Origin of the sequence: Methylophilus sp. QUAN (genome assembly GCF_015354445.1) — a bacterium.
GTDB lineage: Bacteria > Pseudomonadota > Gammaproteobacteria > Burkholderiales > Methylophilaceae > Methylophilus.
The window spans coordinates 775,790-796,319 of the sequence record NZ_JADKYT010000002.1 but is presented as its reverse complement, the minus strand read 5'-3'; the positions used below and the strand labels follow the sequence as shown (position 1 = coordinate 796,319).

Below are 20,530 nucleotides of genomic sequence, written 5' to 3'. Positions count from 1 at the left end.
GCTACTGTTTGCGATGTCTTAACTTCATCCCCAAGAGAGCTAGTCCAGCAATGCTCAAGGTGAGGGGCTCAGGTTCAGGGACGGCTGAGATTTCAGCTTTAAATGCTAAAACGCCAGTCGAAAAGCCTCCTCTGTGGCTCCAGTCGGTAGAGGTGATTTTTGAGAAGTCATTGCCCGAGTCGGTATAGACAAAATACCCGTCATCATAACCTCCTACTGATAACTGCCAAGTATTAGTATTGGCGGTACTATCATGTAATCCTGATGTGGACAGAAATAATACATACCTCAGCATTCCATCCAAGAAGACATTTGGGTTAAAAGTAACCTCCTTAAACCCAGTAAAATTATCTCCAATGTTGATTACAGAGCTTTCGAATACAGCAGAGCCTGTAGCCTTTAAGCCATCCCACTCGTAAACATAGGCTTTAATGTTTTCATCCAAAGGGCTTAGATAAAATGAAAAGGAGTTAAGTATTCCATCTTCCCCTTTCATTGATATCGTTTGCCCATATGTTGCCGTTTCAGGTTGACCAAATGGGGTCACAGTTGAAAGAGCGTAAGGTGTCGTATCGATAGTACGAGCACTAACGGATTGGAATGAGAGCAGCAAGACAAGGCTTAGTATTATTTTATTCATTTAGAAATTCCGTTAGCGATTAACAATAATTTAGTCATATTAGTTCTCAAATATGACACCTTTATAAGCCGTACATGCGCCGAGAAAGCGCCAACCAACTTTTTTACTTATGACGACGTATAGCTATACCTAACAAGCCAAAACCAGCCAAAAGCATCACTAAGCTGTCAGGTTCAGGCACAGCCGCTATTTGCCCAGAGCTAACTACCCAAGCGTGCGATGAAGCATCTTTGAATTTATCAAATTGAAATCCATATAAATTTATGAATGCCCAGGCTTGGTATCTACCAAAAGGTAGGACATCTGCTGCCAATTCAGTACCCGTCCAAAATATTGCTGTTTCATTGTCAAAGGTAATCGTGTCAGGTACGCTGTAATAGGGCTCGCCTTTTAGTTCGTGATAAAACAATTCAGTTAATTCATCGCCCTCTATAACGCCATTAGTATTCGTGTTATATGCATCATTTCCGATATATGCTGCGGTTGGTAACCTCCACTGGGAGCTACCGCCATAATTTATGCTGTTTAAATAGTTTGCAAAAGCCATTGCTCCCCACCACGTAGTAAGGCCAGTGGGGTCAACGAAATCGGATTCAGTGACGGTGTAAATGCTATTCAACCTGTAGAAGCTGTGGTCGTTGTAACTAATATACCCATTTGGAGTGTTCGTTATAGTAGGGCTTGAGGCAATAATCGCATTCACCACAGTATCGAATCCTTGGCTTGCAATCATGCTGCCAAGTAAATTGCCATCTTTAGTCCAAGTCACATCGCTGACTGAGCTATAAACCAAGTCAACACCGTTTGAGCTATAAGAGGTGAGCGTGGCCTGAGCACACAGGCTATTCAACGCGATAAGTCCACTTATAACAGCCTTACCCATACTGCAACTGGTGAAACGATTAAACATATCTCTCTCAATATTAATTTTTTTGTACAAAACTCTTTAGGATTAAATGTTATTTTTGTGACATACAGCAGAATTCAAATAAGCCTAACGGACTAGAGCAGTATGGGCCTGCCTAGGTCGACCCAAAATAACGCGCTGGGGATCGATTCTGAGGGGCGCTTTGGGGGCATAATCGCTTTGAATACATGTCTTTGGGGAGGATGGGGCAATGAAGGGTGTATGCAAGCTATGTAGTGAACATAAGGTCTTGAAAGAAAGCCATATCATTCCAAGATTCGTTGGTAAGTGGCTTAAGAATACATCCATAACTGGCTACCTGCGGATGAATACTCAGATGGATAAACGCGCCCAAGACACGGCAAAAGAGTATTGGCTTTGTGAAGATTGAGAACAGTTATTTTCTAATTGGGAAAGAGAGTTTGCTAACAAGGTCTTCTATCCTCATGTAGAGAAGAATATTCCAAAGCTTAACTATGACAGTTGGCTGTCCAAATTCTGTGCCTCAATGAGCTGGAGATGTCTTACTTATATCCGAAGCCAGAATCCACGCCCTAAAGATGAGTCAGAAGTAGCCCTTAAAGATGCAGCCGAAAAGCATTTAAGAGCGTATCTATTGGGAGAGGCTGATAATTTACTTCAATACGAACAACACCTAATACCATTAGAAGCAATCCATAAAACAAGCATGACGGATATGCCGCCGAGCATGAATCGTTATTTATTAAGAGCCATAGCTATGGATATTATTGGGAATAACAAGTCGAAATTCATTTATACAAAGCTGCCTTCATTCATTCTGCTGGGTGTACTTGATGTCGCGAATATTAAAGATATGCGCTCCAGCAGAGTTGCGCTTAAATCAGGTCAGATTTCACCTAGGCAGTACATTTTGCCTGCTGGATTTCAGGGGTACCTCTATGATAAAGCTAACCAAATGACAGAGCTGCATAGGACTATTCCACAAAAGCATCTAGATAGCTTCGACAAACATATCAGAGCAAATCCAGAAAAAACCGTAAAGTCTAAACAGTTTCAGGCTTTTCTTCATGACTATAATAGGTTTGGAGATGATGTTTTTGACCGTCCCGTTGACATCGAAACTAGCATTGTAAAACCAACCAAAGAGGGTTAAATCTCCTAGCAGTTCCGAGCTCATACCTGTAGCCAATGTTAGTGCCTCAGCATTCACCAGATAACGCTCTGTAGGTAGTTGCTGGGCGTATAATCAACTCGTACCGACTATGTTCAAGGTTCACTAATGGCAAGCTGCTGCGAAGACAAAGGATGTGAAGTAACGGCTTTAAGGGAATCTCATGGCCGAGTGCTTTGGGCTGTCCTAGTCATCAATGCTGTGATGTTTGTCGTTGAGGCATATTCCGGCATAGTTGCTCACTCAACGTCACTGCTGGCTGACTCCCTGGACATGCTAGGTGATGCAATTGTCTACGGCTTCAGCCTGTTTGTCTTGGCTAAGTCACTCCGCTGGCAGGCTTTAGCTGCTGTGATTAAAGGCGTATTCATGCTGGCCTTTGGTGTTGGCGTATTGCTGGAGGCTGGCTATAAGGTCTTAAATCCAGTTGTGCCTAATGCTGAACTCATGGGGGCGATAGGTGTGCTTGCTCTGTTTGCTAACCTTGTTTGCTTTGGCATGCTTTATAGACACCGAAGCGACAACTTAAACATGAGTTCGACCTGGTTATGCTCTCGCAATGACCTGATAGCAAATGTTGGAGTATTGATTGCAGCAGGTGCTAGTTATTGGCTGACTTCTCGTTGGCCTGATATTGCGGTAGGTACACTCATTGCTGGTCTGTTCCTTCATTCCTCTGCGTCTGTCCTGAAAGATGCGCTTGAAGAGTTGCGTCGGCCGTCGTCTCTAGTGCCAGTTAAGCAGCCTCAGGCTGTTGCGGTAGGTATGCCAGTTAAACGCGGAAAATTCCGCATTTAGGATTGGATGCAGCGCTCTTTCTCTTCAGTAACTACTCTTTTATATTTGGACTCCAGAATGCCTGGGAGATAAAAGGGGAGGCTAGAAGGGTGTCTACAACTTGATTGAGTGAGTCGGTCTCAACGGAGTTGGCTAAGAGTGTTGCCTCAATCTCGATGCTATCAGCACCAAACACATGCATTTGTAATTGCTGTACAGGGAAGTTGCCAGCTTCTAGGGTGCTTTCTAGCAATGCCAAGGCGTCCTTCTGGTTCGCTTTGAGTGCAATGACATAGAACGTGTTAGTCGCTTCAACACGCATGGTGTCAATCGGCTTCCTGTTAATCCCATTCACAATGGGTCTGAGCACCGTATTGGTTGCTAAGACGAAGATAGTCCCCAGCACAGCCTCAAGGATTAAGTCAGCTCCAGCACAAGCTCCGACAGCAGCAGACCCCCAAAGGGTTGCAGCAGTGTTTAGGCCGCGCACATTACCTTCTTCACGCATAATGACACCAGCACCTAAGAAGCCAATACCAGACACCACATACGCAACAATATGGACTGCTCCCTCATTGCCTGTGAGACGGTTCCCCATATCGACAAAGATGGCAGCTCCAACTGCTACCAGCACGTTAGTCCTCAGTCCCGCTGTACGTTGTCTGAACTGACGCTCAAAGCCAATCACCGAGCCGCATATAAAGGCCATGGTCAGGCTAATGGAGCTATCTAACAGAGATACCAGGTTGATGTTTTGAATAACTTGTAATGTCATGGCTTATCCCACTATCCGAATCGCAGTTATTATTCTCAGTGCGCATAGTACACGCTGTGGCAACGCTTGGCACTAGCGAAAGGTAAGCCTCAGCTCGGGCTGGATAGGAGGCTGTAGGTCGTTCCTGAGCGTCACTTAACCCTCGGCAATGAGCCGCCAGTTCAAGAGTCCTAACTTTGCCAGTTGGCAGGAGTTCTCTAAGGCAGTGGGGGTGGCGGGTGAGGAGGCCATTTTATATTTGGAAACTCTAAGAGGAAACGTTCATGCAAAATTGTAGTGTATGCAGAGTAATATTTATCACACTCGGCAGAGAACCAGTGTGGCGGTGGGCACGTGCCATACGGTGTTGAATATGTACCAATTGAGCAAACATATTTTGATGTGTCTTCAATATAAATATCTATCCTTCGGTCAATAGTTCCACGCTCATATTCCATGATTGCGTAACCGCCACATGAAAGTCTATTGTAGATGTCTCTGGTAAAGTCTTCGGGTTTGGTGGGAATTACAATCTCTGCTTGAGCTGTATTGAAGCAGACAAAGAGCAACATAAGGCAAAGACTAGATACTGATTTAGACATGTCTATCACCTCTCCACATCCCTCCGCTTAGCCGTGATGTAGTGGTCTTTAGTACACTCAATAACCTCATTGTTGAGCGTATCAGTGCCTAGGTCTGCCATACACGCTCTAACGTCCTTAGCTCTTACTAAGACTTGCGCAGGTTCGTCTAATCGCCTTTGCTCCTGCGCTTCCTTTTGCTCTTCAAGGCGTTGCTCCATCGTGGCTTGGTGCCTTGCTTGCATCTGCTCAACTGTTTTGACCTGCTTGTCTGCTACTCGCTCCACGAAAGAAACCCTTACGACGTAGAGTATTGTGGCGGTGATGACTATGAATAATATTTTCCCTAGATACTTCTGCATAGTTGCTCTCGTTATTCTTGTTGATTGTCTATGTCACTATTCATTTATGACGGCTGGAGATTAGCAGACTTTAGCTGTCAGGGGATAGCTAATGGATGGCCATGACCCGCACCTCAGGTAGTGCTGCCGCGCAAGCCTAAGCATTTTTTAGTCTTATCTATTGAATCCTGATATGCCAGAGACTTCGCTGGGTTCTTAAGCTCCGACACCATGCTAGCTGGAAGTGGGCAACAATGGGTATAAGATTGCGACCATCAAGTCGCTTTGGATTTGTTGCATTTCGTCAGACAGATTGTACATTTCAGTTAGTGAAACCGGCGTTATTTTCTCCAACCGTTCGTAGCGTTCAATGAATAGTTTGCCAACCGCTGGGGCACCCTCTTGAACTGTCCACACCTGATGAACATACATTGCGCGCCTTTTGAAAGCTTCATTAATTCTTGTACCAATCCCTGCCATGCGGTCATTCAGATGTGGGGATTTGTGTTCTATTAAAGATTTAAGCGTTTCGACCAATTCATTAATCCGCGCTTTACCTGTGAATGCCCGGCCTGTGATGCTATCTAATCCCGCAACATGCCAGATAACAGTTCTGACTAAGACCTCAATGCTAGATGATGAAACGACAATTTGTCCGATAGCCTCTTGATATGCTTTAGGAGGCCAAGTCCAATTTCTCTGAGTAGAACCAGACCTTAGAATATCAACTACAAGCTCGTCTTTAGGCTCACTATCGGCAATTTCCGAGGCCTCCTCTTGCGTTATTGCAATCATCTCACTACTTATAAATGAATCTTGAGACCCGTCCGCCTCATACGCGAATACTTGCCATTTCTCAGGAATATGCTTTTTGTAATACTTCATGCTTGTATCTCCTGTGCTGGTGCGCCAGCAGACTTCAGGTATTTGTAAAGGGTCTCCCGAGATAACCCAAACTCCTTAGCCAGTGCTGAACGCTGCTTGTGTCCGTTCGCTTTGTCCTTAGCCACTAACGCACTTATCTGGTCATCCATGAGGGCTGGCTTGCGTCCTGTGTAGACACCCTTAGTCTTGGCTATAGCAATCCCTTCGCGCTGCCGCTCTTTAATGAGTGTACGCTCAAACTCAGCAAAAGCACCCATGACAGACAGCATAAGCTGAGCCATCGGAGAGTCTTCCCCCGTGAAGGTCATGCTTTCCTTAACGAACTGGACAGCTACACCTTCATCAGTCAGTCCTTTGACAATCGCTCTGAGGTCATCAAGGTTACGCGCTAGCCTGTCCATGGAGTGGACTATAAGCTTGTCTCCCTTACGGCAATGCTTAAGCGCTGCTTGAAGCTGTGGCCTAGCTGTGTCCTTACCGCTGGCCTTGTCGATGAATGTCTCATCAAGCTGGAAGCCTGCAAGCTGCTCCTCCTGCCTGCTGGTATTCTGGTCTAGTGTAGATACACGGATGTAGCCGACTAGCTGGCCTTTGTGCGTGGTTGTCATTGTTAGGTCTCCTTATTGCACTGTCAGGATAGAGTCTAAGACCTTTGGATTGAATTGTCCAGTAATTTAAATAACAACCCTAAATAGACACAATTGAATACGCTGCCTGACGTCCAGTTGAGGTGTACCCTAAGTGGACAGGGCTGCCTGCTGCTGCACTAGGATGGGGGAATTGACTGGCTGTCCTGCGCGGGTGGTTCTAAGTGTGACTGAAGGTGAGGACATCCAGCCGCCGGAAAGAACACAATTAAACGTATGAATTTGAAAAGGGATTGCTGCGGCTACAGGACGAAGGGCGGCCAGGGGGAAGTTGGCTCAGGCCTTAATCTATTAATAACCTCACACAAATTTGCTGTGAAATTTTTTCATTTTATTTTTATATCGGCCTTCTGGTAATGATAATTTTTTTAAATTGAAATGCTGGTTATTTATGTGCCATTTTGTATATATCTGGTCAAATATGGTTATTCTATAATTTCAAGAACACAAAATAATAACCATGTCAACCGCAACATTTTGTGTTTATTCTTTGACTCGGAAACTATATAGAGCTAAATTAGCACTCAGGCAAGGCAGGTGCTAAGCCGAAAAAGAAAAGCCGCCAGAGGGGTGCAACCCAAAGACGGCTTTACAGACACTTTATATTCAGCGGTGTCTGTCCCAGTTCTTGCGGAACAAAAGGTCTTCTACGATAGCTTATTTAGTTTCACTTGGCAATCGTGTCTGACTTGGGTCTTGCTGCTGAATCAATGCCATTTACAAGGAGACTCATCATGGCAATTGGTAAGACACCGGGTTCTAACACCGGAAAAAACGGCGGTATCTTTCAGGAACAAGGCCCTCGTGGAGGGTTGAAGCCAAACTATACGACTGTGCCGGATAACACTAAGTTACCTCCGACATCTAAGCCGAATAGTACTTGGGTGCCGACGCACCGAACACCTAATAGTCATCGCTAAAGGTGAGCAGTAGCAGGGGGCCGCTTCGGCTGTCCTCTGCCTTAATCATTGCCACCTGCTGCGGCTCAGGGACTCTTATAGAAGCTCAGGCAATGGGTAAACCAATTTCTCAATGTCCACCTTAAGCACACTCACAGGGGCAGGCTTGTTGTACACCTTCCCAGTGGTGCCTGCCTTCTCATGGCCGACAATGTCTTGGATGTGCGTTAGCTGTACTCCAGCATCGTCTAAGAAGGTGATTAGGGAATGGCGGAAGCTGTGAGTGGATTTATCCTTGGCAAAGCCCAAGCCAGTCTTGAACGTACCGAATCGTTTACCTATGGCATTAGACCTATCACCATATTTGTTAAAGGTCAGGCCAGACAACAAGTAGCCATCGGTTGAGTTTTCTTTGAGACGCTTAACTACTGACTCAATCTTGCTGTGAATAGGGATGGCTCTAATACCTGCTTTAGTCTTAGCGTCGGTAATGTTGAAGGCGTCATGTGTTACATCCTCCACCTTTAGGCTGCATATCTCTTCAATCCTGGCACCTGTGTATGCCGCCAAGGAGATGAGGTCTACAAGCTCTTGCTTGCCTTTGCGGGTGGCTTCAGTCCATAGCATCAATACTTCCTCTCTCGTCCAAGCGTCTTTAGCGTCCCCCTTGTTCTTCTTGCGTCGCTTATGAGACAGGGCATCTCGGAATGGTTCTACCTCCGCAATCGACTCCTCATATGGCTGTATGAATTTCCAGTAGTTACGGCAGGCGCTAAGGTATCTGCCTAAGCCTTTACCCTTGGACTCCAATTTATCCAGCCACAGCCTCACAGTGCGCGTGCTGACAGTATCCAGTGTGGGAAATTGGTTAATGAATTCCTGTATATCTCGTCCCCATTGGTCTGCTGTCTTCGCCTTAAGGTTAGCCTCGGCGTATGTCTTCCACTGGGTGAAGTAAGTGGAGGAGGGTGTCTGCTTGGACTGGGCTACGGCATAGAACTCTTTGGCCTTCTCCAGCCCTTGAGCTTTCTCAATCCCCTCAACGTGAGTGATAAGGACTTCTTCTAGCACACGTCTATGCTCGGCATCCCTGGCGTTTTCCCTATCCGCTCTAAATTGCATAGCATCGCTTAGAACAGAGGTGTCTGCGCCTTTAGCTTGCTCAATTTGGATTTGCCAACCTGCAACATACTGAGAAGCTATCTTGCAAGCCAGACGTTTATCAGTTGTCCCTGTAGACTTCCTAAAGCGAAGTTTAGGTAGACCATACTTCCCTCTTAGTTCTTTGGGGACTGTAAGGACTGCATCCCAATTGTTTCTAGCTGGTTCTAAGTGATTAGGCATTTTTATGGCAGAGAGTAATAATACGCAAGGATTTTACCTTACGTTTTTACCTTACACAAACCCTCTGAAACCCGCTATAATAGGCGCTTCAACGGGTTAAGTGGTGGTTTACTGGGTGTCCCTCTCTCTCCGCCAAATATAAAAAGCACCCATTGGGTGCTTTTTTGTTTTTACGATTTAAGCTGCAATATTGCTATTTCTTTTTATCTACTTTGATCGCTTCTGCAGATGGTGGCTTTTTACCGCTAATGCTGACATCTTTTTTCAGGTTAGCTAATGTTGCCTGACCAATGCCCGGCACCTGATCGAGTTCATCCACAGATTTAAAACCGCCGCTCTTTTTGCGATATTCAATGATGGCCTGCGCTTTTGCCGGTCCGATGCCATTCAGGCTTTCTAATTCGGCCTGGCTGGCGGTATTGATATCGACGACGGCATAAGCGGCTGGTAACAGAATGAAATACATTAAATAAGCCAAGATGGTTTGCTTCATATATCCTCCGTATGGTCAAAAATAAAAAAACAGGCTGAAGTGGCCTGTTTTTTATTTTACTGACGCACTACAGATGCAAATGCTCCTGCGGCGTTATATTGTTAGTTTATATTAAATATTTTTAATAATTGCGTTTAGCGCAACAAGCGGGTCAGCGGCTTGTGTAATAGGGCGCCCAATCACCAGGTAGTGCGCGCCCAGCGTTAATGCTTGTTCTGGTGTGACGATTCTGGTTTGATCGTCCTGGCTTGCGTCGCGTGGGCGAATGCCAGGCGTTACCAGGCAAAATGCAGCACCTAACGCCTCTTTAAGCATCTGCGCTTCTTGTGCCGAGCAGACCACACCATTCAAACCAGCTTGTTGTGTCATGGTGGCCAGTGCTAACACATGTTCATTTAAAGAACGTTGTATGCCCAGGCTATGCAAGGTGGCTTCATCCATGCTGGTTAATACAGTGACGGCAATGAGTAAGGGGGCATTGCTGCCAAAGGCTTTGTCCAGGCCTTCTCGCGCCGCTTGCATCATGGGCAAACCGCCACTGGCATGGACATTTAACATCCAGACACCCAGGTTAGCTGCCGCCTGACAGGCTTTGGCGACGGTGTTAGGAATATCGTGGAATTTTAAATCGAGGAAAACATCGTATTCGCGTTTGACCAGCGACTCTACGAATGCTGGGCCAGCCGCAGTAAATAACTCTTTGCCGACTTTGAGCTTGCAGAGTGTAGGATCCAGGCGGTCAACCAGGGCGGTGGCAGATGCAGCATCTGCGTAGTCCAGGGCGATAATAATTTTGCTATCAGTCATAAAAGGTGATTCGTATATTCTGGTTAATAAAGACTACTTGCGTTTGAGTAGCTTGATATCTCTGATGGTCGCCTCAGTGGGTTCAGGGGGGAGTGATTCCCAGGCATTACAGGCTGGACATTGCCAGTGATATTGTTTGGCGCGGAAGCCGCACTGGTCACAATAATAAGCAGCACGGTCACCAATGGCGTTACGCACGGTCTGTTGCATCAGTTGCAGGTCATGCTGTTCGTCATCGAGCATGGCGCGTGCTTGCAATAGCTGGTCCAGCGATTTCAGGCTGGGTTTGCGAATCAGCTCATTACGTGCCAGTTTGGCCGCTTTGTCAGCGCCTTCTGCCTGCAACGTTGCTTCATAGAGTACGGACATCATACTGCTGATTTGATAGGTTTCCAGGTATTGATGTAATTGGTTCAGGCCTTCGCTGAGCCCTTTGCTTACCTTGTTGGATTCTGCGTCGCTTTCACCATAAAGTAGTGAGTAGCTTTTGAGCATTTTTTGCGCAATCAGGCCCAAGTGTTCTGGTGCCTGCATTTCAATCCTTTTCCAGAAGGCTATCGCATCTGTATGGTGGCCTTGTTGTGCGGCGATGTCACCTAGCAACACATTAGCTCGCACACAGTTTTTATTAGCGTCCAACGCTTGTTCCAGCTGTGTTTTGGCATGCGCCCAATCCTGGCGAATCATCGCATTGGCAGCCAGCTCGCAATAATATTGCGCGACCTCTTTGCGGTAAGAGATACCGGAAGAGCGTTCCAGCTCAGTAGCAATGGCAATCGCTTCTGACCATTCGCGTTCTTTGACATAGATTTCAAGCAAATGCCGCAAGGCTGCTTGTTCATAGCGTGTATGACGCAGGGTCTTGAAGATCTCTTCAGCGCGGTCATACAAACCGGCTTTAAAGTAATCCTGTGCGAGCTCGACCTTGATCGAGGTCGATTGCTGCTCGGTCAGTTCATAGTTTTCGAGCAAATTCATATGCAGGTGAATAGCGCGGTCGGTTTCACCGGTGCGGCGGAACAGGCTACCAAGCACAAAATGCAGTTCGAGGGAGTCTTTGTTCAGATAAAGCGCTTCGCTAAACGCATCTACCGCTTTGTGATACTGGTCTGCAATCAACAGATTGAGGCCTTTAAAATAGGTGGCTGGCAGTGAAGTGGATTCTGCAATCAATTGCTTGATATCCACGCGGGCGGCAATCCAGCCCAGTGTAAAAAACAGCGGCAGAATCAATAGCCACCAATATTCAAATTCAACCAGCATAGGGGGTCTCTTTTCAGGTCAGGCTTTATTTTACCCAAGCAGTGGTCGATGCGCTATGAATAGCGTTGATCACAGGTAAAAAAAACGGTATCCGAAGATACCGTTTTTGCTTACTACTTAATCAAAAAATTAAGATTCGATAGCGTCTACGCGGTCACGCAGCTCTTTACCCGCTTTAAAGTGCGGCACGTACTTGGCCGGAACTTGTACTTTTGTACCAGTTTTCGGGTTACGTCCCAGACGAGGCGGGCGGTAGTTGAGGCTAAAGCTGCCAAAACCGCGTATCTCGATACGCTCGCCCGTCGCCAGGTTTTCCGTCATCGCATCGAGGATGGTTTTGACGGATAACTCGGCATCTTTCAGCACTAATTGCGGAAAGCGCTGGGCAAGCAAGTCTATCAGTTCAGATCTTGTCATGATCTAAAGCCTTCTTATTTTTTGCTGTCCAGCTTGGCTTTCAACAAAGCACCCAAGTTGGTTGTGCCAGCAGAAGCTTCGTCGATCATCACGTCGTCAGCTTTTGCTTTCTTGGCTTTTGGTTTACCAGATTTGTCGTCACCAATCGGAGCGCTGTTGCCGCTAGGATCTTCAGTCAACTGTTTAACACCCAGAGAGATGCGCTCTTTCTCAACGTCAATGCCCAGGATAACGGCTTGCAGCTCGTCACCTTTCTTGAAGTTGCGGATTGCTTCTTCGCCAGACTGTGTCCATGACAGGTCAGACAAGTGAACCAAGCCATCGATGCCACCTGGCAAGCCGATAAACACACCGAAGTCAGTGATAGATTTGATTTGGCCAGATACTTTGTCGCCTTTAGCGTGAGTAGCAGCGAAATCATCCCATGGGTTTGGTTTGCACTGTTTCATGCCCAGTGACAAACGACGACGGTCTTCGTCGATTTCAAGGATCATCACTTCAACTTCGTCGCCCAATTGAGCGATTTTGCCTGGGTGGATGTTCTTGTTAGTCCAGTCCATCTCAGACACGTGTACCAAACCTTCAATGCCTGGTTCCACTTCAACAAACGCGCCGTAGTCAGTCAGGTTAGATACTTTACCGAACAGGCGTGTGCCTACTGGGTAACGGCGGCTCAATGCCACCCATGGGTCGTCGCCCAATTGTTTGATGCCCAGAGAAACACGGTTTTTCTCTTGGTCGAATTTCAAGATCTTGGCTTCAACTTCTTCACCAACAGTCAGCACTTCAGATGGGTGCTTCACACGGCGCCATGCCAAGTCAGTGATGTGCAACAGGCCATCGATACCACCCAGATCCACGAACGCGCCGTAGTCGGTGATGTTTTTAACGATACCTTTGATGACAGCACCTTCGGTCAGGCTGCCCAGCAGTGCTTCACGGTCGGCACCCAGAGTGTCTTCCATTACTGCACGGCGGGAAACCACGATGTTGTTACGCTTACGGTCCAGTTTGATGACTTTGAAGTCCCACTCTTTGTTTTCGTAAGGAGTCGTGTCTTTAACCGGACGGATGTCTACCAGTGAACCTGGCAAGAATGCCATGATGCCGCTGACAGAAACACGCAGACCGCCTTTAACACGGCTGCTGACAAAACCTTTGACCACGCGGCCTTCGTTCATGGCTTCTTCCAGATCCAGCCATGCTTGCATTTTCTTCGCTTTTTCGCGAGAAAGTTGTGTAGAACCAAAACCATCTTCCAGTTTTTCGATCGCTACTTTAACGAAGTCGCCAACGGCAACTTCCAGCTCGCCTTGAGCATTTTTGAATTCACCAGCGTTGATTACGCTTTCGGATTTCAAGCCAGCGTTCACGATAACGAAATCGTTGTCTACAGACACTACTTCGGCGGTGATTACTTCACCTGCGCGCATTTCCTGGCGGGCCAGGCTTTCTTCGAAGAGGGCTGCAAAAGATTCCATGGAAGAGGATGTATTAGAAATAGAAGCCATTAAAAAATTGTCCAATTTTTACTCGCATGAAAGACAGACATCCTTCAGCGAGCCACTGTTACGCAAGTGCGCAAGCAATGGAAAAGGTTAAAAAATATTGCCCAAGCATGACTTGAGCAATCCGAATCCAAAACTATACACAAAAAAATTATTGAGTTCAATGACTTAAGCGGTTTTTTATGCGGTTTGGCTGGCTTTTTTAAAGGCTTCGATAATGATGTTCACGGCCTGCTCGATATTCTTGTCTGTTGTATCAAGCAAAATGGCGTCTGGCAATTGTTTCAAAGGGGCGGCCGCACGCTGGCTATCGCGCAGGTCGCGCTGTTGCAAATCTGCCAGAATCAGGTCGTAATCGGCTGTTTCACCACGGTTAATCAGCTGGTCGTAGCGGCGTTTGGCGCGGGTTTCGACTGCGGCCGTCAGGAAAACTTTCAATCCGGCATCCGGAAAAATCACCGAACCTATGTCGCGGCCATCCCCTACCAGCCCCGGCGTTTGTCTGAAGTTGCGTTGTGTCTGCAGCAGGGCGGTGCGTACTTCTGGATGCACGGCCACTTCAGAGGCACCTTTGCCCATTTGCTCGGTGCGGATATGAGTGCTGACTTGTTCGCCATTCAAATAGGCTTCACCGTTCTCGAACTTGATATCCAGCTTAGCTGCAATTTCAGCCAGTGTGCGGGCGTCGGACCAGGCAACATTTTGTTGATAGGCAGCATACGCCAGCAGCCGGTAAATGGCGCCGGAATCCAGGTAGTGGAAGCCGAAATATTTGGCCACGCGCTCGGCGACGCTGCCTTTACCTGAAGCAGAGGGGCCATCAATGGCGATGACGTGCGGAAAGGTTGTGTTCGTCATAAATTTTACTTATCAAATGCTTTTAAACAATGAATTGGATTTTGATTTTGCACTTTTGTAACATGTAACCATCGTATTCAAGGAGCCTGTCATGATTAAAACCGCCTCATTCGCCATGCTGCATTTTAGCGTTGCATTTACCGTTGCCTATCTGCTGACTGGCAGCATGTTAGTGGGCGGTCTCATGGCACTGGTGGAGCCCGCTTGCAATACCGTCGTGTTTTATTTTCACGAACGAGCCTGGCAGCGTCACCAGCATAGCCATGCTGCTACACCGGCAGAGCCAGATGAGCATGAGTGGGCCTATGCCGCTTAAGCGGCTTAACGCGCAATGCTGGCAAATACCTTAAAGTATTCTGGAAACGTTTTGCCCACGCACTTTGGATCATTAATGGTAATTGGCACGCCAGCCAGACTGATCAGTGAAAAACACATAGCCATGCGGTGATCATCGTAAGTGTCGATCACTGCATTCGGCGTCAGTTGTGCCGGTGGCGTGACTTGAATGTAGTCAGCACCTTCAACAACGGTGGCACCCACTTTGCGTAACTCTGTTGCCATGGCGGCAATGCGGTCGGTCTCTTTCACGCGCCAGCTGGCAATATTGCGTAATGTGGTTGTGCCCTGGGCGAATATCGCCATTACACCCAAGGTCATGGCGGCATCCGGAATATGATTGCAATCGAGGTCTATTGCTTGCAGCGATTGTGTTTTTTGGGCGCGCACATGGTTTTCGCCATAACTGATATGGCCGCCCATCAAGTTGGCGGCTTCTGCAAAGCGGATGTCGCCCTGGATACTCTGCTCGCCAACGCCGTTAACGGTGACATCGCCAGCCAAAATACCTGCTGCAATAAAGTAAGAGGCACTTGAAGCATCGCCTTCCACATAAATCTCGCCTGGAGATTGATAACGCGCCGCTGCCGGAATATGAAAACGCTCCCAGCCATCACGTTGCACGGTGATACCAAAACGCTGCATCAGGTTAAGCGTGATTTCAATATAAGGTTTTGAAATCAGTTCACCGACGACTTCTATGCTGGCGGCTTGCCCGGTTAACGGTAGCGCCATGAGTAGGGCCGTTAAAAACTGGCTGGAGACATCACCGCGGATTTTAATCGGCTGGCTAACATCCAGCTGTGCAGGGGAGATCTGCAGGGGAGGGTAGCCCTCGTTGGCCAGGTAGTCCACCTGGGCGCCGGCCTGCTTTAAGGCATCTACCAGATCGCCGATCGGGCGTTCGTGCATGCGCGCAATGCCGTGCAAGTGATAGTCACCGCCAGAAAAAGCCAGGGCTGCCGTGAGTGGCCTGAACGCCGTGCCAGCATTGCCTAAAAATAAATCGGCTTTTTTGTTGGGGAAATTGCCGCCACAACCGGTGACTTGCCACGCATTTTCGCCGATATTTTCCAGTTTAACGCCTAAAGCCGTTAAGGCTTCCAGCATGCGTGCCGTATCATCTGAGGCCAGTAAATCGCGAATGACAGTCACGCCATCAGCCAATGCTGCCAATAATAAAGTACGGTTAGAAATGCTTTTAGAGCCTGGCAACGTGATGGTGCCTTGAGCCTGGTGTGCAGCGGGTAAATGCAGTTGTTCCATAATGTAGACTAGTTATTGAATTTTAGACTTGGCCCAGTCGTTGCGCGCACGGCTGGCATGATCAAACAGGGCTTGTAGCGCATCGCCGTTACCTTGCGCCAGCAAGCTGGTCATCTCGCTCAGCGCCTGCTGGTAAGCGTTCAGTTCGCGTAATAATGCGTCTTTGTTTGCCAGTGCAATATCGCGCCACATTTCAGGATGACTTCCCGCAATGCGCGTAAAATCACGGAAACCGCTGGCAGCAAATTTAAACAGTAATTCTGCATTGTTGCGTTTGGCTAAGTCATCTACCAGGGCGAACGCCAATAAATGCGGTAAATGGCTGACTGCGGCAAACACACTATCGTGTTCCTGCGCGGTCATGCTCGAAACGATGGCGCCACATTGTTGCCACAGCGTGGTCACTTTCGCGAGCGCGTCAGTATCCGTGGCTGCATTGGGTGTCAGAATGACATTTTTGCCGATATATAAATCTGCCATTGCCGCTGACGGGCCACTTTTTTCAGCCCCCGCAATCGGATGTCCACCGACAAACTGGCCGACTTTATCGCCAAACTCAGCCTTTGCATACGCCATCACATCTGATTTTGTACTGCCTGCATCTGTAATGACGGTGGCATCACTTAAATGAGGATAAATGGCACGCAAAATCACCGGTGTTTGAGCAACTGGCGTCGCAATTAATACCAGGTCAGCGCCTTGTAGCGCCTTGCTGACATCGGTTTCTACCATGTCAATCAAGCCCAGTTGTAACGCCTCTTGTAAACTCTGGCCAGAACGACCGACGCCGGTGATTTGTGGTGAGTGGGGCTGTTTTTTCAGTGCAAGTGCTACTGAGCCCCCGATCAAACCTACCCCGAAAATCACAATTTTTTTGAACATAAACGAATTGTACCATGTCATATAAATGCGCTCGAAGTTTGGTTCACCAGCTTTTCAGGCGTATAATCCTAAAATTGCATTGGGGCTGACCCGGTTTCGACGTGGGTTGCAAAGCAGTGCAGGGCATACCGAGGATTCAGGTTCCCTCGTAAATCCATCTGAACAAGTATAGTCGCAAACGACGAAACTTACGCTCTGGCTGCTTAATCCAGCCGGACGCTGCACCGAAGAGCCTCTCGGTCGGGCCGGGTAACCGGCAGCAGCGTCATTTAGAGAGGATCGTGTCTTATCGGGTTGCTTGGTAAGGCATTAAATCTAAGGCAACTCGCTAGTCATCTGCTTGCTCGTTGGTGGGTGCCTGGTTAAACATAAACAACACAGCTAAGTATGTAGAACTGTCTGTGGAGGGCTTGCGGACGGGGGTTCAATTCCCCCCAGCTCCACCAATAATAGTAATAGATTAATTTAATCCTTTAATTGATTGTTTTTAATGGATTATTTAATTTTTAAAATAAAAAACCACCCTTAATGGGTGGTTTTTTATTGCCTGTGCCGTCCGGTGATGAATGCTTATTCCTCAAGCATTTCAGTTGTTTGATTGTCGGCTTCCTGTTTTTTACTGTTCACTAACAGTGCCTTTTTAAAGCGCTTGCAATAACGGCGCTTGGTGAGCGTCGTCATCTCATCAAACAGCATCATTTTCCATAAATACTTGGTCTCAACTAACTCTGCATTCAGTGCCACTTCATTGGCGTAGCTTCTTAGTACGTGATGGCTGTAGCCAATCCGATAGGGTGCAAATGCCCGTCTCTTAATGATATTCAATTTGATCTCTGGTGCAGCTTGTTTTCCCGATAGCCATCGATCGAGGGTGTCTGTTTTGACATTTACCAGGTGCGTAAGCTCCTTGAGTGACAGTGTTCCCAAATACTCACCAATTTTAAGGCACCAAATTAAGGTGTATTGCGTATGTAATTTCTTTAAGCGATTTCTATCTTGCATAGCCACTCCCGTAAAACCTTGCACAAACTACATTTGGATATTAACACTTGTTTTGTAAATGTAAATGACATGAAAGGTGCTATTGAAAAATGATTGTTATGTGCATTTGTGGCAATGTAATTGATCATCCATATTAATATTCGCATAATGTATATTATGTTAAATAGAAGAAAAATTAAGACTGAGCTGTTTGACAGAATCCTTGCAATAACAGAGTCCGTGGAAGTAAATGTGTAACATCTGTTGAAGTAAATCAGTAACAATAGCTCTTTACATTCAAGTTACACATTTACTTCATAATTGTCTGAAGTTTTCGCATTAATGTTACGGACTTACTTCAAAAATGTCGTCATGCCACACATTACTTCTAAGAGCTAAGTTTCCTGCACTAATGTGGCACATTTTCTTCAATTTAAAAGGTTCAGCTTACTTTCAAATAGACTAAAAGAATTACTTGAGCAGGATCAAAAATGATTCGAATCTTATAGATTTCGCTCACTTTGCACATCAGCTTTTGAATTTGGAGACCTGGTAACATTATCTTTTGATACAGCGTTTTTCTTTTGATGGGATTTTAACTGACCTTTCAGAAGCCCTATGTTTTCTCTTAGTGCATTGATTAGCTTTTGGCTCTTGGCCGTCTGAGCGATGAATGAACTTTGTGCTTTAGAGGCTGCTTTTATGTTTAGTTTAAGATCACCTTCAATTTTTGCTGCACGCTGCCGCTCACGATCTAACTCCATCAGGGTTTTTGCCTCTAGTTTGCGGTAACGTTCATCAGAAAGCCTCAGGGACGCATGCATCTTGTTAACTTCATGCGAAAACTCTTGCTGCGAGTTTTTTAAATCAGCCTCCAATTTTTCATTGTCATTTTTAAGCTCCAGGAGCGATTTGTTTTGATTGGCTAATATCTGAGTATCAACCAGTATCTTTTTATTGGCTTCTAGGAGCTCATTTTTCAGGCCTCTTATCTCTTCTGCTAGCTGATTTGTATTTTCAAGGGACTTCTTAACGATGATGGCCGCTTCAGACGCTTCCTTTTCACACTTGATTCGTAGCTGATCCATTTCAGCTTTAACTGATTCAAGATTTTGATTTGCTGCATCAAGTGCTGCATTCCAAATAACGCTAAAGGCATTTCCGGCGACATCACGTACATTTTCGGGTAAACCAGGATGCTCAATGGCCACGCGACTCTTTTCTCTAAGTTCAATCCAAAAATTTGAGACTGCCTGTGCCGGCGTAGCCATCGTACCTTTTCTGATCAGCTGATAAAGCTTATTTGCTGTAGGTTGAATCCCATATCTAAAGAACAACAGGCTGCATACCTCTCGGTACAGTTCTTTCGTTTGAGGAAATTGAGCCCGCAATTTCTCAACGTCTTCAATTAATTTTCCTTCAAAAATGTCAATGCTTGCCATGTTTTGATCCAAAATCATTCTTACAAATCAAATAATACAACGTATTACGTTAAATATTTAACTATTAGTGACTTAAATTTGACATTATTATTCTAATGTCAAATAATTAATCGGGTTTATTGTTCAACCTGTCATGAGCCTTTTTTACCTTGAATCAAAACTTTCCCACATCAAATTTATTAAAAATTGTCCCAATCGAGCATCTAAGCCTCTCCTCACAGCTTGATGGCAGCCTAGGGGCAAATCGTGCGGTCGGTAACCGGCCACAAATCGCAGCAAATACCGACATTGAGGCGATTAAGGTTTGGCTCGCCAGGTATTTAGATACCAAGACCACATTTGATAGCTATAGAAAGGAAGCCGAGCGGTTATTGATATGGTCTGTGTCAGAATTAGGTAAACCGTTGTCTTCATTGACCCATGAGGATCTGTTAGTTTTTCAACATTTTTTGGCCAACCCCCAGCCAGAACATAAATGGATCATGCCGAATCGAAAAGTTGCTAGAGAGGATGATCGCTGGCGGCCATTTGCAGGTCCCCTCTCCCCTACCAGTCAAAGACAGGCGTTTGTTATCTTGAACGGCATGTTTTCCTGGCTTGTAAATGCCGGCTATTTAGCTGGTAATCCGTTATCACTATCCAGAAACAGGCAGCGAAAAGCCAAACCACGTGTAACCAGGTTTTTAGATGAAGAATTGTGGAATGAGGTGAAAATCTCTATTGAGAGCATGCCCAGAGAAACTAACCGGGAACGTGAGCACTACCATCGAGCCAGATGGTTAATCTCGTTACTCTACGTGACGGGAATTCGAATATCAGAGGTCGCGGAGAACACTATGGGCGGGTTCTTTGGGCGAAGAGACAAGGACAATGAAATTAGATACTGGTTAGAAATTACCGGTAAGGGTGATAAAACCAGAGTTGTGCCAGCAACAAAATCTTTGATGGATGAGCTCTACAGATACCGTAGAGAAATGGGATTGCAGATTACACCTGCGGAGGGCGAAGAAACACCCTTGCTAATGCCAATTGGAGGTAGACAGCAGGCTATGACGAGAAGCGCTATTCACCTCATACTTAAGAAGATATTTGCAAATACAGCAGAACGATTAAGGGCTAGAGGATCAGATTATGCCGGTAGAGTTGCAAGGTTAGAAGCTGCGTCAGCACACTGGATGCGGCATACTGCAGGGTCAAATATGACTTCAGGCAGTATGGACATCAGGCATGTCAGAGATAATTTAGGTCATGAGTCCATTACGACAACTAATAATTACCTTCATTCTGAAGACGATAAACGGCATCAAGATACTGAATTGAACCATAAGCTCAATTGGTGAATATCCTCC

General features: G+C 46.3%; 21 protein-coding genes and 1 other RNA gene. 5 read left to right on the top strand and 17 right to left on the bottom strand.

From position 1 onward, the window contains the following. Position 1 precedes the first annotated feature (1 nt). Entirely contained in the window at positions 2–640 is a 639-nt protein-coding gene (locus tag INP79_RS12290) for a PEP-CTERM sorting domain-containing protein (protein ID WP_194754515.1), read from the bottom strand. Between the two features lie 103 nt (positions 641–743). Further along, complete coding sequence (locus tag INP79_RS12285; RefSeq protein ID WP_228519934.1) at positions 744–1,550, bottom strand: PEP-CTERM sorting domain-containing protein; 807 nt, start codon at positions 1,548–1,550, stop codon at positions 744–746. Positions 1,551–2,055: 505 nt separating this feature from the next. Between INP79_RS12285 and INP79_RS12280 the strand changes: the two genes are divergently transcribed. Then, positions 2,056–2,682, top strand: a complete 627-nt coding sequence (locus INP79_RS12280) for a hypothetical protein (RefSeq protein ID WP_228519932.1) — start codon at positions 2,056–2,058, stop codon at positions 2,680–2,682. Positions 2,683–2,808: 126 nt separating this feature from the next. Beyond that, positions 2,809–3,498 carry a cation diffusion facilitator family transporter gene (locus tag INP79_RS12275; RefSeq protein ID WP_194754514.1) on the top strand — a complete coding sequence of 230 codons (690 nt, stop codon included), beginning with the start codon at positions 2,809–2,811 and terminating at the stop codon, positions 3,496–3,498. Positions 3,499–3,529: 31 nt separating this feature from the next. Here the strand turns inward: INP79_RS12275 and INP79_RS12270 are convergent, their stop codons facing one another. From INP79_RS12270 to cmk, 11 genes are all read right to left on the bottom strand, one after another. After that, positions 3,530–4,252 carry an MgtC/SapB family protein gene (locus INP79_RS12270; protein WP_019882020.1) on the bottom strand — a complete coding sequence of 241 codons (723 nt, stop codon included), beginning with the start codon at positions 4,250–4,252 and terminating at the stop codon, positions 3,530–3,532. A gap of 586 nt (positions 4,253–4,838) precedes the next feature. Continuing rightward, positions 4,839–5,174, bottom strand: coding sequence for a hypothetical protein (locus tag INP79_RS12265; RefSeq protein WP_194754513.1), 336 nt, complete (start codon positions 5,172–5,174; stop codon positions 4,839–4,841). Positions 5,175–5,387: 213 nt separating this feature from the next. Next, positions 5,388–6,038 (bottom strand): hypothetical protein, encoded by a 651-nt coding sequence (locus INP79_RS12260; protein ID WP_194754512.1) that lies wholly within the window; start codon positions 6,036–6,038, stop codon positions 5,388–5,390. Then, the gene (locus tag INP79_RS12255) at positions 6,035–6,646 is read right to left on the bottom strand and encodes a recombinase family protein (protein ID WP_194754511.1); all 612 of its coding nucleotides are present in this window, start codon (positions 6,644–6,646) and stop codon (positions 6,035–6,037) included. Before INP79_RS12255 ends, INP79_RS12260 begins: the two co-directional genes overlap by 4 nt. Before the next feature lie 1,034 nt (positions 6,647–7,680). Then, positions 7,681–8,928, bottom strand: a complete 1,248-nt coding sequence (locus INP79_RS12250; protein WP_194754510.1) for a tyrosine-type recombinase/integrase — start codon at positions 8,926–8,928, stop codon at positions 7,681–7,683. A 193-nt stretch (positions 8,929–9,121) separates the two neighbouring features. Then, positions 9,122–9,421: a ComEA family DNA-binding protein gene (locus INP79_RS12245; RefSeq protein WP_194754509.1), complete on the bottom strand. Its 300-nt coding sequence runs from the start codon at positions 9,419–9,421 to the stop codon at positions 9,122–9,124. A gap of 111 nt (positions 9,422–9,532) precedes the next feature. Beyond that, positions 9,533–10,228, bottom strand: a complete 696-nt coding sequence (pyrF, locus tag INP79_RS12240; protein ID WP_194754508.1) for an orotidine-5'-phosphate decarboxylase — start codon at positions 10,226–10,228, stop codon at positions 9,533–9,535. 33 nt (positions 10,229–10,261) lie between these two features. Beyond that, entirely contained in the window at positions 10,262–11,491 is a 1,230-nt protein-coding gene (gene lapB, locus INP79_RS12235; RefSeq protein WP_194754507.1) for a lipopolysaccharide assembly protein LapB, read from the bottom strand. A gap of 129 nt (positions 11,492–11,620) precedes the next feature. Then, positions 11,621–11,908 carry an integration host factor subunit beta gene (locus INP79_RS12230; protein ID WP_018985241.1) on the bottom strand — a complete coding sequence of 96 codons (288 nt, stop codon included), beginning with the start codon at positions 11,906–11,908 and terminating at the stop codon, positions 11,621–11,623. A gap of 14 nt (positions 11,909–11,922) precedes the next feature. Then, positions 11,923–13,389, bottom strand: coding sequence for a 30S ribosomal protein S1 (rpsA, locus tag INP79_RS12225; RefSeq protein WP_228519930.1), 1,467 nt, complete (start codon positions 13,387–13,389; stop codon positions 11,923–11,925). Between the two features lie 207 nt (positions 13,390–13,596). Further along, the gene (cmk, locus tag INP79_RS12220) at positions 13,597–14,274 is read right to left on the bottom strand and encodes a (d)CMP kinase (protein WP_194754506.1); all 678 of its coding nucleotides are present in this window, start codon (positions 14,272–14,274) and stop codon (positions 13,597–13,599) included. A 91-nt stretch (positions 14,275–14,365) separates the two neighbouring features. Here cmk and INP79_RS12215 point away from each other — a divergent pair, with 91 nt between their 5' ends. Beyond that, entirely contained in the window at positions 14,366–14,590 is a 225-nt protein-coding gene (locus INP79_RS12215; RefSeq protein WP_194754505.1) for a DUF2061 domain-containing protein, read from the top strand. Between the two features lie 5 nt (positions 14,591–14,595). On the opposite strand, the gene aroA is transcribed toward INP79_RS12215, so the two are convergent. Both aroA and INP79_RS12205 read right to left on the bottom strand, forming a co-directional pair. Further along, a complete protein-coding gene (aroA, locus tag INP79_RS12210; protein ID WP_194754504.1) occupies positions 14,596–15,876 on the bottom strand; it encodes a 3-phosphoshikimate 1-carboxyvinyltransferase in 1,281 nt (426 codons plus the stop codon). Positions 15,877–15,888: 12 nt separating this feature from the next. Next, positions 15,889–16,758 (bottom strand): prephenate dehydrogenase/arogenate dehydrogenase family protein, encoded by an 870-nt coding sequence (locus INP79_RS12205; RefSeq protein ID WP_228519928.1) that lies wholly within the window; start codon positions 16,756–16,758, stop codon positions 15,889–15,891. A gap of 81 nt (positions 16,759–16,839) precedes the next feature. Here INP79_RS12205 and ssrA point away from each other — a divergent pair. Then, positions 16,840–17,204, top strand: a transfer-messenger RNA (tmRNA) gene (gene ssrA, locus INP79_RS12200). Positions 17,205–17,328: 124 nt separating this feature from the next. Here the strand turns inward: ssrA and INP79_RS12195 are convergent. Together INP79_RS12195 and INP79_RS12190 are read right to left on the bottom strand one after the other, a co-directional pair. Continuing rightward, on the bottom strand, positions 17,329–17,760 hold the full coding sequence (locus tag INP79_RS12195) for a hypothetical protein (RefSeq protein WP_194754502.1): 432 nt from the start codon (positions 17,758–17,760) through the stop codon (positions 17,329–17,331). Positions 17,761–18,242: 482 nt separating this feature from the next. Beyond that, the gene (locus INP79_RS12190) at positions 18,243–19,181 is read right to left on the bottom strand and encodes a DNA-binding protein (protein WP_194754501.1); all 939 of its coding nucleotides are present in this window, start codon (positions 19,179–19,181) and stop codon (positions 18,243–18,245) included. Between the two features lie 149 nt (positions 19,182–19,330). Between INP79_RS12190 and INP79_RS12185 the strand changes: the two genes are divergently transcribed. Then, positions 19,331–20,521, top strand: coding sequence for a tyrosine-type recombinase/integrase (locus tag INP79_RS12185; RefSeq protein WP_194754500.1), 1,191 nt, complete (start codon positions 19,331–19,333; stop codon positions 20,519–20,521). The last annotated feature ends 9 nt before the right edge of the window (positions 20,522–20,530 follow it).

What these genes read in the sequence shown, in the direction of transcription:
- INP79_RS12290 (WP_194754515.1), bottom strand. Translation starts at nt 640, where the DNA reads ATGAATAAAATAATACTAAGCCTTGTCTTGCTGCTCTCATTCCAATCC.
- INP79_RS12285 (WP_228519934.1), bottom strand. Translation starts at nt 1,550, where the DNA reads ATGTTTAATCGTTTCACCAGTTGCAGTATGGGTAAGGCTGTTATAAGT.
- INP79_RS12280 (WP_228519932.1), top strand. Translation starts at nt 2,056, where the DNA reads ATGAGCTGGAGATGTCTTACTTATATCCGAAGCCAGAATCCACGCCCT.
- INP79_RS12275 (WP_194754514.1), top strand. Translation starts at nt 2,809, where the DNA reads ATGGCAAGCTGCTGCGAAGACAAAGGATGTGAAGTAACGGCTTTAAGG.
- INP79_RS12270 (WP_019882020.1), bottom strand. Translation starts at nt 4,252, where the DNA reads ATGACATTACAAGTTATTCAAAACATCAACCTGGTATCTCTGTTAGAT.
- INP79_RS12265 (WP_194754513.1), bottom strand. Translation starts at nt 5,174, where the DNA reads ATGCAGAAGTATCTAGGGAAAATATTATTCATAGTCATCACCGCCACA.
- INP79_RS12260 (WP_194754512.1), bottom strand. Translation starts at nt 6,038, where the DNA reads ATGAAGTATTACAAAAAGCATATTCCTGAGAAATGGCAAGTATTCGCG.
- INP79_RS12255 (WP_194754511.1), bottom strand. Translation starts at nt 6,646, where the DNA reads ATGACAACCACGCACAAAGGCCAGCTAGTCGGCTACATCCGTGTATCT.
- INP79_RS12250 (WP_194754510.1), bottom strand. Translation starts at nt 8,928, where the DNA reads ATGCCTAATCACTTAGAACCAGCTAGAAACAATTGGGATGCAGTCCTT.
- INP79_RS12245 (WP_194754509.1), bottom strand. Translation starts at nt 9,421, where the DNA reads ATGAAGCAAACCATCTTGGCTTATTTAATGTATTTCATTCTGTTACCA.
- pyrF (WP_194754508.1), bottom strand. Translation starts at nt 10,228, where the DNA reads ATGACTGATAGCAAAATTATTATCGCCCTGGACTACGCAGATGCTGCA.
- lapB (WP_194754507.1), bottom strand. Translation starts at nt 11,491, where the DNA reads ATGCTGGTTGAATTTGAATATTGGTGGCTATTGATTCTGCCGCTGTTT.
- INP79_RS12230 (WP_018985241.1), bottom strand. Translation starts at nt 11,908, where the DNA reads ATGACAAGATCTGAACTGATAGACTTGCTTGCCCAGCGCTTTCCGCAA.
- rpsA (WP_228519930.1), bottom strand. Translation starts at nt 13,389, where the DNA reads ATGGAATCTTTTGCAGCCCTCTTCGAAGAAAGCCTGGCCCGCCAGGAA.
- cmk (WP_194754506.1), bottom strand. Translation starts at nt 14,274, where the DNA reads ATGACGAACACAACCTTTCCGCACGTCATCGCCATTGATGGCCCCTCT.
- INP79_RS12215 (WP_194754505.1), top strand. Translation starts at nt 14,366, where the DNA reads ATGATTAAAACCGCCTCATTCGCCATGCTGCATTTTAGCGTTGCATTT.
- aroA (WP_194754504.1), bottom strand. Translation starts at nt 15,876, where the DNA reads ATGGAACAACTGCATTTACCCGCTGCACACCAGGCTCAAGGCACCATC.
- INP79_RS12205 (WP_228519928.1), bottom strand. Translation starts at nt 16,758, where the DNA reads ATGTTCAAAAAAATTGTGATTTTCGGGGTAGGTTTGATCGGGGGCTCA.
- INP79_RS12195 (WP_194754502.1), bottom strand. Translation starts at nt 17,760, where the DNA reads ATGCAAGATAGAAATCGCTTAAAGAAATTACATACGCAATACACCTTA.
- INP79_RS12190 (WP_194754501.1), bottom strand. Translation starts at nt 19,181, where the DNA reads ATGGCAAGCATTGACATTTTTGAAGGAAAATTAATTGAAGACGTTGAG.